Source organism: Streptomyces lacrimifluminis (assembly GCF_014646095.1).
GTDB classification, from domain to species: Bacteria; Actinomycetota; Actinomycetes; order Streptomycetales; family Streptomycetaceae; genus Streptomyces; species Streptomyces lacrimifluminis.
Genome location: NZ_BMMU01000025.1, coordinates 120,842 through 131,861 on the forward strand (window position 1 = coordinate 120,842; position 11,020 = coordinate 131,861).

At 67.1% G+C, this 11,020-nt stretch carries 11 protein-coding genes and 1 riboswitch; of the genes, 1 reads left to right on the forward strand and 10 read right to left on the reverse strand.

Annotated features, from left to right (window positions below; translation table 11 throughout):
• Positions 1 to 61: 61 nt before the first annotated feature.
• Positions 62 to 156, reverse strand: a riboswitch (glycine riboswitch).
• Positions 157 to 269: 113 nt separating this feature from the next.
• The gene (locus tag IEY89_RS30250; protein ID WP_189150695.1) at positions 270 to 641 is read left to right on the forward strand and encodes a PRC-barrel domain-containing protein; all 372 of its coding nucleotides are present in this window, start codon (positions 270 to 272) and stop codon (positions 639 to 641) included.
• Here the strand turns inward: IEY89_RS30250 and IEY89_RS30255 are convergent.
• The 10 genes from IEY89_RS30255 to clsA all read right to left on the reverse strand — a co-directional run bounded on the left by IEY89_RS30255 (position 563) and on the right by clsA (position 10,850).
• Positions 563 to 2,020, reverse strand: coding sequence for a DNA polymerase IV (locus IEY89_RS30255; RefSeq protein WP_189150696.1), 1,458 nt, complete (start codon positions 2,018 to 2,020; stop codon positions 563 to 565). The genes IEY89_RS30250 and IEY89_RS30255 overlap by 79 nt on opposite strands.
• Positions 2,021 to 2,074: 54 nt before the next feature.
• Positions 2,075 to 2,758 carry a MerR family transcriptional regulator gene (locus tag IEY89_RS30260; RefSeq protein WP_189150697.1) on the reverse strand — a complete coding sequence of 228 codons (684 nt, stop codon included), beginning with the start codon at positions 2,756 to 2,758 and terminating at the stop codon, positions 2,075 to 2,077.
• Positions 2,759 to 3,041: 283 nt separating this feature from the next.
• Entirely contained in the window at positions 3,042 to 3,515 is a 474-nt protein-coding gene (locus tag IEY89_RS30265; RefSeq protein ID WP_006123076.1) for a bifunctional nuclease family protein, read from the reverse strand.
• 85 nt (positions 3,516 to 3,600) lie between these two features.
• Complete coding sequence (gene ftsR / locus IEY89_RS30270; protein ID WP_189150698.1) at positions 3,601 to 4,335, reverse strand: transcriptional regulator FtsR; 735 nt, start codon at positions 4,333 to 4,335, stop codon at positions 3,601 to 3,603.
• A gap of 42 nt (positions 4,336 to 4,377) precedes the next feature.
• Complete coding sequence (locus tag IEY89_RS42020; RefSeq protein WP_373287310.1) at positions 4,378 to 4,914, reverse strand: FHA domain-containing protein; 537 nt, start codon at positions 4,912 to 4,914, stop codon at positions 4,378 to 4,380.
• Between the two features lie 487 nt (positions 4,915 to 5,401).
• Positions 5,402 to 6,295 carry a DUF881 domain-containing protein gene (locus IEY89_RS30280; protein WP_189150700.1) on the reverse strand — a complete coding sequence of 298 codons (894 nt, stop codon included), beginning with the start codon at positions 6,293 to 6,295 and terminating at the stop codon, positions 5,402 to 5,404.
• Between the two features lie 5 nt (positions 6,296 to 6,300).
• The gene (locus IEY89_RS30285) at positions 6,301 to 6,633 is read right to left on the reverse strand and encodes a small basic family protein (RefSeq protein ID WP_003988855.1); all 333 of its coding nucleotides are present in this window, start codon (positions 6,631 to 6,633) and stop codon (positions 6,301 to 6,303) included.
• Positions 6,630 to 7,466: a DUF881 domain-containing protein gene (locus tag IEY89_RS30290; protein ID WP_189150715.1), complete on the reverse strand. Its 837-nt coding sequence runs from the start codon at positions 7,464 to 7,466 to the stop codon at positions 6,630 to 6,632. The genes IEY89_RS30285 and IEY89_RS30290 overlap by 4 nt, the downstream gene beginning before the upstream one ends.
• Positions 7,467 to 7,634: 168 nt before the next feature.
• Positions 7,635 to 10,130, reverse strand: a complete 2,496-nt coding sequence (locus IEY89_RS30295) for a mannose-1-phosphate guanyltransferase (RefSeq protein ID WP_189150701.1) — start codon at positions 10,128 to 10,130, stop codon at positions 7,635 to 7,637.
• A 111-nt stretch (positions 10,131 to 10,241) separates the two neighbouring features.
• Positions 10,242 to 10,850: a cardiolipin synthase ClsA gene (gene clsA, locus IEY89_RS30300; RefSeq protein ID WP_189150702.1), complete on the reverse strand. Its 609-nt coding sequence runs from the start codon at positions 10,848 to 10,850 to the stop codon at positions 10,242 to 10,244.
• Positions 10,851 to 11,020 lie beyond the last annotated feature (170 nt).

Sequence of the window (11,020 nt, forward strand, 5' to 3'; positions counted from 1 at the left end):
CCGGCTTTCACCGTCGGTGAGAGCGGAAGCCGTCGGCACCCGCTCTTCTTTCCAGAGTGACCTCGTCCGTGCGGTACAGGGGCCTGAGAGATTCCGGGGAGGATTTGCTCCTTCGGCGCCCTCCGTGGTTCCGGAGGACTCTCCCGCACGGGGTCAGCAGCCGTTGCCCAGCCTATCAGCGGGCTCCACGCACACATCTTCGAGTGGCCCCCGTCCCCGATGTGCTCTTTTGTAGTGTTTACGTATGATCTGCGACTTTGGGAGGGTCCGTGCAGACCGACATCGATCCGCGCAACCTGATCGGCCGCAAGGCCTTCGACCGCAACGGCACCAAGATCGGCACGATCGACGAGATCTACCTCGACGACGCGACGGGCGTGCCGGAGTGGGCGGCCATAAGGACAGGGCTGTTCAGCAGGGACGCCTTCGTGCCCCTGGAGCCCAGCGAGCTGATCGACGGCACACTGCGCATCCCCTTCGAGCGGGCCCTGATCAAGGACGCTCCCGACTTCGGCGTGGGCCGCCACCTCTCCCCGGAGCAGGAAATCCAGCTCTACCACCACTACGGCCTCGACGTGGCGCCCCCTCCCCCGTTCCCCGACCATGACTTCGGCAGGCTGGCGGGCACGGACGACGCCTGATCCGACAACTCCTCATCCGGACCGTCGGGTCTTCGCGGCGCAACTGCCACCAACGGCAGCGGGTCCGCCGGCTCCAGCGCGGGATCATCGGTCCGGAACGTACGCACCCGCCCCGGCTGCTCCGATTGCGGCGTCTCGAACCGAACGGTCACCCGCCCCAGCCCACTCCCCTGCACCCACCCGTGCCCGAAGTCGGCGTGCCGTACGTCGTGCCCGGTGGTCCAGCGCCGCTCGGCGGGCTGCTCGTGCGGCTGTTCACCGCCCTCGTGCTCGGCCTCCTCCACCGGCTCGAGCGCCGCCAACTCCCCGGCGGCCTGCGCGAACAGATCCTCCTGGGTGAAGTCGGCGAGACCGCTGACCCCCACCCCGAGCAGCCGCACACCCCCCGTCGTGTCGACCGCCTCCAGGAGCCGGGCCGCCGCCTCCCGCACCACCCCGGGGTCGTCGGTGGGCCCGCGGAGCGTCTCGGACCGCGTCAGCGTGGAGAAGTCGTACCTCCGCACCTTGAGGACGATGGTCCGCCCGGACAGCCCCGCACCGCGCAACCGCCGCACACACCGGTCCGCCAGCCGCTGCACCTCCGCCCCCACCCGGCCCCGGTCATGGATGTCCACGTCGTACGTGTCCTCGACCGACACGGACTTGGTCTCCCGCTCGGCCACCACGGGCCGCTCGTCGTGCGCCAGCGCCATCGCGTACAACGCGTGCCCATGAGCCTTCCCCAGCAGCCGCACGAGCTCGGCCTCGCCCGCCTCGGCCAGCTCGTCGACCGTACTGATCCCGGCCCGCCGCAGATGGTCGCCGGTCGCCGGGCCGACCCCGGGCAGGGTCCGCACCGGCATCGGCCCGAGCAGCGCCCGCTCGGTGCCCGGTTCGATCACCACCAGCCCGTCCGGCTTGGCCTGCTCCGAGGCGATCTTCGCGAGCATCTTGGAGGCGGCGAGCCCCACCGATCCCGTGAGCCCCGTGACAGCCCGGATGTCCGCGCGCAGCTTGATCCCGGCCAGCCGCGCCGACGCCTCGTCCCACGCCGCCTGCCCGGCCTCCAGGTCCACGAACGCCTCGTCCAGGCTCAACGGCTCCACCAGGGGCGACAGCGCTTGCAGAAGCCCCATGACCTGCTCGCTGATCAACTTGTAGAACCCGCCCCGGGGCACAAGATAGGCGGCATTGGGCGCCAGCCTGCGCGCCTGCGCCATCGGCATCGCGGAGTGCACCCCGAAAACGCGGGCTTCGTACGACGCGGTGGCCACCACCCCGCGCGGCCCCAGCCCGCCCACGACAACGGCTTTCCCCCGCAGGCTCGGCTTGGACGCCTGCTCCGCCGAGGCGAAGAAGGCGTCCATGTCGAGATGCAGGATCGTGGGCGCGTTTCTCACATCACCGATGCTGCCCTACGCCACTGACAACGCCCCGGAACCCAGGGGCGCCACTCAGACCGCCCGGTTGCGCCGCCGCGCCAGTTCGTCCGTGGGGTTCTGCCCGACGAGCGTCTCGCCGGTGTCGACGCGCTCCCCGTGCAACTGCGAGAGAGCGCTTTCCACATCCCGCCACACCACACCGACGGCGATCCCGAAAATACCCTGCCCGCCCTGCAGGAGCGCGTGCACCTCGTCGAGGGAGGTGCACTCGTAGACGGTCGCACCATCGCTCATCAGCGTCAGCCGCTCCAGGTCGCGGAACTCACACGCCCGCAGATGCTGAACAGCCGTACGGATGTTCTGCAGTGAGACACCTGTGTCGAGAAAGCGCTTGACGATCTTGAGGACCACAACGTCCCGGAAACTGTAGAGCCGCTGCGTCCCCGACCCGTGCGCGGGCCGCACACTCGGCTCGACCAGACCCGTGCGCGCCCAGTAGTCCAACTGCCGGTACGTGATGCCGGCCGCCGCACACGCCGTGGGGCCGCGGTAGCCGATCTCCTCGGACGCCATGGAAGTCGCCCCTCCGCTGCCTGATACAGCCGTCGGCCGCCGCGGAACGTGATCGGCCGCGCTGCCGTGATGGGGGTCCCCCCAGCTCGAGCGTAGCCGAGAGCCTGGGGGAGGGTACGGGCCGCTCTCCCCCAGACCGCGTCCGGGGGCACCCCCAGCCGTACCGTCGCCGCTGCTTCTCACGCCGACCTCCGTCCTTGAACTGCCTTCTCGACGGTAGGCAGTCACCAGGGGCGCGTCAACGATCGCCACACTCGGCACGCCGAGTGATAATCACCCTAGGAGTGGTTTCCCGTACCCCACCGCGGGGAAAGGCTAGCCGAATGTGCTCCGCATAGGCCGCAGGACGCTCTCACACGCCGCTGGCAATTGCCATCATCCGTGACGTCGGGGACCAAAAGGCGCGCCCCATCGACCAGGGTGCCCGTGGGGCGGCCCGAGCCTCGTCAGCCATCGCTGTGGCAGCTCACTGACTGTTGGTCCCGAAATCCTCGGGGGAGATCTGGTCGAGGAACTCGCGGAACTTCTCCACCTCGTCCTCCTGCTCGTCCGGGATCGCGATCCCGGCGTCGTCGAGCACTCCGTCGCTGCCGTAGATCGGCGTACCGGTACGCAACGCCAGCGCTATGGCGTCGGACGGGCGGGCGCTCACCTCTACCCCGCTGGCGAACACCAGTTCCGCGTAGAAGACACCCTCGCGCAGGTCCGTGATGCGCACTTCGGTGAGCTCCTGGCCGACGGCCTCCAGCACGTCCTTGAACAGGTCGTGGGTCAGCGGTCGTGCGGGGGCCATGCCCTGCTGGGCGAAGGCGATCGCCGTCGCCTCACCCGGTCCGATCCAGATGGGAAGGTAGCGGTCGCCTCCCACTTCACGCAGGAGCACGATCGGTTGGTTGGAGGGCATTTCGACCCGGACACCTACGACATCGAGCTCGTTCACACAGCAACCCTAGGCCGTGCCCGGGACGTTTGGGTAGTCGGGCACGGATCGGGTGACCGATCCGCCCTCCGGCGCCCCTCCCCGCTCAGGGCTGCCGCACTCCCAGCGCGATCCGCACCAGGGCCGCGTGCAGCTTCACCGTGAGCCCCGACAGTTCCTTGCTACGGGCCTCCGCGAGGGCCCTGGTCTGCGGATTGCGGTGACGCTTGAGGGGGGCCACCACCTGGTCGACCAACCCGGCCTCGCGGTCGGCGGCGGCCTTCATCGCCCGCAGATGCCGCGGCTCGATCCCGAACCGCCCCAGCTCGGCCACGAGCGCGGCGACGGTGACCGTCTCCGCGTCGTACGCCCCGTCGGGCAACGGCGCGATCAGCCCGTACGACTGCCACTCATCGAGTTCCTCGTCACCGATCTCGGCGACGGCCAGCAGCTCGGCTCGGCCGATCCGGACGGCGGTCGGCCCCTCGGGCTCCAGGACCGGCTCACTGTCCCGCTGCCGGCCTACGGTGGGGAGCGGGACGGCCTCCCCACGCTCCATGGCGTCCAGGTACTCCCTGATCACCTTGAGCGGCAGATAGTGGTCCCGCTGCATCCTCAGGACGTGACCGAGGCGCTCGACGTCTCCCGGACTGAACTTGCGGTACCCCGACGGGGTCCGCTGCGGCTCGATGAGCCCCTCCGACTCCAGGAAACGGATCTTGGAGATGGAGACTTCGGGAAACTCGTCACGCAGCACGTTCAGCACTGTGCCGATGCTCATCAGCCCACTGTCCGTGGCGGCGGTGCCGTGCCCGGCACCGCCGCTCGGTGTTTGAAGCATGGACCTTCCCTGGGGGTCCCCCGGACTCAGTCCGGAGAAGGGTCAGTAGCCCCGCTGGCTCGCGTAGAACACCAGCCGGTACTTGCCGATCTGCACCTCGTCGCCGTTCGACAGGAGGACCTGGTCGATCCGCTCACGGTTGACATACGTGCCGTTGAGGCTGCCTACGTCGGCGACCGTGAACATGCCGTCCTGGCCCCGCCGGAACTCGACATGCCGACGCGAGACGGTCACGTCGTCCAGGAAGATGTCGCTCTGCGGATGACGCCCGGCCGTGGTCAGGTCACCGTCCAGGAGGAAGCGGCTGCCCGAGTTCGGGCCACGCCGCACCACCAGAAGCGCCGACCCGAGCGGCAGCGCGTCCACCGCGGCCTGAGCCTCGGGCGAGAGCATCGGCATCTGCGTCTGACCGGTGACCTCGGCGTCGTACGCCTCGATGCCGGAGATGGAGATCGTGGACGTCGTCTCCGACGGACGCTCGGGGGTGACCCCGGCCCGCAGCGGCGCGCCGCAGTTGGAACAGAAGCGGCTGTTCTCCGCGTTGCGGTTACCGCACCTCGTACACACCAGGGCCGACATCGACGGATCCTCCTGCCGCGGCTGCCCCGCCGGGGCATCGGACGCATACGGACCGGAGGAAAACTCTCCACCAGTACTTGAGGTTGACGGTTCACCGAAACCTATGCGCCCGGACTGGGCAGGGTCAACAGACGGCGCGCCCTGACCTCCCGGAACGTCACCGCCCGGACCGCCGACCTGGTCCCGGAACAGCGGACGCTGACCGTCCGCGTCGGGCTGTGCACGATGACGGGCGGTCGCGTTCTCGCTGCTGCCCTCTCGCGCGCTCTTGCCGAACAACTTCGCAAACAACTTCACGGGCGATTCCCCTTGACCGAAACAGACCCGCCCGTGGGGCAGGACGAACCCTGACTGCGCCTACCGGTCGACCCGGACATCCTCACAACGTCCGCCGCCACCTGACAGTTTCCACCACGCACCACCCATTCGGTGCGCCGACCCCCCGCAACCTCATGCCCTCCCCGGACGGCCCGCATGCACCGCCGGTTCACTGGGAGGACGACCGAGCGTAGTCAGGCTGCTTCGCCGCTCGCAAGGCGTCCACGATGATCTTGTCCGCCCGCTCCACGGTGACGGTGGCCTGCTCCTTCTCCAGGGTCTGCACCACACCTCCGGGGATGTTGAGCGCCGGTTCGAGGTCCTGCGGCTTGCCGATGACCTTGAAACGATAGGGAGTGTCGATCTTGTTCCCGTCGACGCTCACTCCCCCACCATCCTCGTCCGCCAGAAAGGTCCCCGCGACAACCCGTACACCGTTGACCTGAATCGCCTCGGCACCGGCTGCACGCAACTCCTGGATCGCGTCGAGCAGCATGTCGGCTTCGACCGTTCCCTTCGTGTCCTTGATGGTCAGCGTGATCCCAGGTCCCTGCGCGGCCACCGTGCCCGCCAGGATGCCCAGTTGCCGTTCCTTCTCGACCGTCTGCTTACGAGCCTCCTCAGCCTGGTCCGAGCTGTTCTCCAACTCGGTCCGCTGATCTTCGAGACCCTGCTTCTCGTCCTCAAGACGCTGCGTACGGTCATCCAGTTCATCCAGGATGCGTACGAGATCCTCCTGACGCGCACCCCGCAGCGCACCGTCGTTGTCACTCGTGGACGCGACCTGCACCGCCAGCCCGAATCCGAGCCCGAACAGCAGCAGGGCAACGATGAGTTGGGCCCGGGTCACCCGCGGCGGCCACAACCCCTTCCCCAGCCGCTGACGGCCGGTCAGGGACCGCTCGGTCTCTTCGCCCGCCACCGGGGCCCCCGCGTCCAGGGCCTGCGCTTCCGAGGCCTGCGCAGGCGTGGCAGCGACCTCCTCGGGCAATTCCTCACGCAATCGCTTCTCGCCCGTCTCGGGGTGCTTGCCGCTCGCGTCGCTCTTGTCGTTGTCACTCATCGGCGTCAGGCCCGGAACACATGCCGGCGGATCGCCGCGGCATTCGAGAAGATACGGATACCGAGAACCACGACGACACCGGTGGACAACTGGGCGCCCACACCCAGCTTGTCGCCCAGGAAGACGATCAGCGCGGCCACGACGACGTTCGACAGGAACGACACCACGAAGACCTTGTCGTCGAAGATGCCGTCGAGCATGGCCCGCAGACCGCCGAACACCGCGTCCAGGGCCGCGACGACGGCGATGGGAAGGTAAGGCTCGACGACCGCCGGCACTTCGGGCCGGACCAACAATCCAGCCACGACGCCCACGACGAGGCCCAGTACCGCGATCACGATGTGCCCTTCTCTGTTCTCGGCTGTGCTGTACGTACGATCACGCTCGGTGCGGCGGGCAGCCGGAGGTCGCTCTCCACGGAGATGCTGGTCCGGATGTCGAAGTTCTCCTGCAGCGCGTGCAGATACAGTCCGTCGGCGCTGTCCTGGAACCTGTCGCTCAGCCGCTTGCCGTCCCCCACCGCGAGCACCGTGTACGGCGGCACCAGCGGCTTGTTGTCGACCAGTATCGCGTCTCCCGCGGCCCGGATCGCCGACAGCGCCGTCAGCCGCTGCCCGTTGATCGCGATGGCCTCGGCGCCCGACTGCCACAGGCCGTTCACGACCCGCTGCATGTCCCGGTCGCGCACCCGTCCGGTGTCGGAGAAACCGGAGGTCTCCCGCGCGTCCCCGCCGGCACCGCTGTCGGCTTCCTTCGCGTCGTCCACGACCAGCTTGACACCCGGCCCGTGCACCTCGATCGCCCCCGACAGAATGCCCACCAGGTCGGCCTGTTCACCGCCGCCCTCCGACTTGAGCGCCGCACGCTGCCGCGCGCTGACGTCGTCGCGCAACTGGTCGACCTTTTTCTCCAGCTCGTCGGCCGACTCGGTCTCGCGGTCGATTCGGTCGATCAGCTCTTCGCGCTCCTTGGCGACCACGGGCGCGGCTATCCGCGCCTGGGCCGCCCCCACTGTCACCACGAGAGCGGCGAGCACCAGACCGGCGGCAAGGCCCAGCTTCGCTCTCAGCGGCTTCGGCAGCCCGCCGTCGCCTGCGGCCTTCCGGCGCGCGGCGGCCTCGGCATACCCCTCGTCGAGGCTGTGGTCCATGACATTGGTGAGCAGCGACATGGACGCGTCCGGGCGGGATCGGCTCGTGGGGATGCTCCGAACGGGGGGCTGCTGCGGCATGCCGCACATCGTCCCACGTCGCGACCACTGCCTTCGAACGGCCCCACGCACGTGCCGGACAGGGTCCCTTGGGGAACTCCTGTCCGGCACGCGCGTGGGTACATCGATTCAGCGACCGGCGCCGTCCACAACGGCCGACCACTCATCAAGCAGTGCCTGAGCGGAAGCGTCGTCCGGCCCTTCGGCCCACAGATGCGTGACAGCCTCCGCCGGGTCGGGCAGAACCATCACCCAACGCCCGTCGGTCTCGACCACGCGCACCCCGTCCGTCGTGTCGACGAACCGCTCTCCGGCCTCCTCCACAACCCGCCGCATGACAAGTCCCTTGACGGCCCAGGGAGTCGCCAGATCCCGCTTCAGAACATGCGCCCGCGGAATCCTGGCATCGATCTGGCTGAGCGTGAGCTGTGTCCGCGCGACCAGCCCAATAAGCCGTACGAAGGCTGCCGAACCATCGAACACACTGCTGAACTCGGGGATGATGAAACCGCCACGCCCGTCGCCGCCGAAGATGGTCGACTCGTCGCGCCCGACGCGGGTCAGATCGTCAGGCGATGTGGTGGTCCACTCGACCTGTGTCCCGTGATACGCGGCAACCTGCTCGGCGATTCGGGTGGTGGTCACCGGCAGCGCCACTCGCCCACTGCGCCGTTCCGAAGCCACCAGATCGAGCATGACGAGCAGAGCCCGATCATCCTCGATGATCCGCCCCTTCTCGTCGACGAGCGAAAGCCGCTCACCCACCGGGTCGAAACGCACACCGAAGGCGGCACCGGCCGACGCCACGATCTCTCCGAGCCGCATCATCCCGGACCGCCGGGTATCCGCCGACTCCGTCGGACGGGACTCGTCGAGACCAGGATTGATGGTCAGAGAATCGACCCCGAGTTTCCCCAGCAGACTGGGCAGCACAAGTCCGGCGCTGCCGTTGGAGGCATCCACGACAACCTTGAGCCCGGACTCCGCGATCCCCGTCGTGTCGACATTCCGCAGCAACGACCCGGTGTACGAGTCGAACACGCTGGCCGGGAAATGCAGATCCCCGATCTCCCCAGGGAACGCCCGCCGGTACTCCTGCCGCGCGAACACCCGGTCGAGCTTCCGCTGACTTGCCTGCGAGAGATCGGCCCCCTGCCCGTCGAAGAACATGATGTCGACGGAATCAGGAACACCGGGCGTCGTCCGGATCATGATCCCGCCGGCACTCCCCCGCGCGGTCTGCTGCCGAGCCACCGGCAACGGTACGTTCTCCAGGTCTCGTACGTCGATGGCACTCGTCTGCAACGCGGAGATGACCGCCCGCTTCAGCGCGCGGGCACCACGGGAGTGATCGCGAGCAGTGGTGACCGTGGACCCCTTTTTCAAGGTGGTCGCGTAGGCACCGGCCAACCGCACGACCAGCTCCGGCGTGATCTCGACGTTGAGGATTCCGGACACGCCACGGGCACCGAAGAGATGCGCCTGCCCTCTCGATTCCCAGATCACCGAGGTGTTGACGAACGCGCCGGCCTCGATCGTCTTGAACGGGTAAACGCGGACGTTCCCCTGGATGATCGATTCCTCACCGACGAGACACTCGTCGCCGATGACCGCTCCGTCCTCGATCCGCGCCGCGCGCATGATGTCGGTGTTCTTCCCGACCACGCAGCCTCGCAGATTGCTGTGCTGCCCGATGTACACGTTGTCGTGCAACACGGCCCGATGGAGAAAGGCCCCGCTCTTCACGACGACGTTCGAGCCCACCACGGTGTGCTCGCGAATTTCCACACCGGCCTCGACCTTGGCGTAGTCCCCGATGTAAAGGGGCCCACGGAGCACGGCATCGGGATGCACTTCGGCGCCCTCAGCGACCCACACACCGGGCGAGATCTCGAAGCCGTCGAGCTCGACATCGACCTTGCCCTCAAGGACGTCGGCCTGCGCCTTCAGGTAGCTCTCGTGCGTACCGACATCTTCCCAGTATCCTTCGGCGATGTAGCCGTAGACCAGCCGTCCTTCCTTCATCAGCTGCGGGAAGACGTCACCGGACCAGTCGACGGAAGTATCGGCCTCGACGTAGTCGAAGACCTCGGGCTCCATGACGTAGATGCCGGTGTTCACGGTGTCGGAGAAGACCTGGCCCCAGGTCGGCTTCTCGAGGAAGCGCTCAACCTTGCCTTCCTCGTCCACGATCGTGATACCGAATTCCAGTGGATTCGGCACCCTCGTCAGGCAGACAGTGACGAGCGCACCTTTTTCCTTGTGGAAACTGATGAGCTCGGTGAGGTCGAAGTCGGTCAGGGCATCACCGGAGATGACGAGGAAGGTGTCGTCCTTCAACGCCTCTTCAGCGTTCTTGACGCTTCCGGCGGTACCGAGTGGCTTCTCCTCATTGGCATAGGTGAGCTCCATCCCGAGCTCTTCGCCGTCACCGAAGTAGTTCTTGACAAGCGAAGCCAGGAACTGAACAGTCACGACTGTCTCGTTGAGCCCATGCTTTTTGAGCAGCCGCAGCACATGCTCCATGATCGGCCGGTTGGCCACTGGCAGGAGCGGCTTGGGCATGCTTGAGGTCATTGGGCGAAGGCGTGTGCCTTCACCTCCGGCCATCACGACGGCCTTCATGTCGGAAGCGTCCTCCTTGAAGAAACGGTCTAGCCGACTTCACCCGTCCAGATTGTCCCGCACTTTTTCGAAGCGGGCCATCGAGCCACTACAGTCGCCCGATCGGCGAGCTCAATCGGCCATGGCGTCCACACGGACCAGCCGGCGGACTTGTACCACGTAGAGGACTCCTGCCCACCAGTACAGGGTTGTACCCCATCCGGCGAACGCCCATCCGAAAATAGCAGCGAGTGACGAGAGCCATCCGCTTCCGTCACTGAGCAGAAGTAGCGGGAAGGCGTACATCAGGTTGAACGTAGCGGCCTTCCCCAGGAAGTTCACCTGCGGCGGCGGATACCCGTGGCGCCTGAGGATGCCCACCATCACCAGCAGAACCAGCTCTCGCGCCAACAGTGCAGCCGTCAACCAGATTGGCAGAATCTCGCGCCACGTGAGTCCGACCAAAGTCGACAGAATGTAGAGCCGGTCAGCTGCAGGGTCAAGGAACCGGCCAAGTCTGCTGATCTGGTTCCAGCGCCTCGCGAGCTTGCCGTCCAGGTAGTCACTGATCCCGCTCAGCATCAGCACCAGGAGTGCCCAGCCGTCACTCTTCGGACCGCCGAACTCAGGCCAAAGGATCAGCCACAGGAAGACGGGTACGCCGACAAGACGCGCCATGCTGAGGATATTCGGGATGGTGAGGACCCGGTCTGTCTGGACGCGGGTCTCCTGGACCTCCACCCGGGGGCCTCCTGTAGAAAACGAGCCAACGATGCCCCCTGACCCTACCTCAACGCAAAAAAGCTCCGGCTCTCGGGCAGCGTGCCCAAGAGCCGGAGCTATAAAAGGAGTTCGGCGGTGTCCTACTCTCCCACAGGGTCCCCCCTGCAGTACCATCGGCGCTGAAAGGC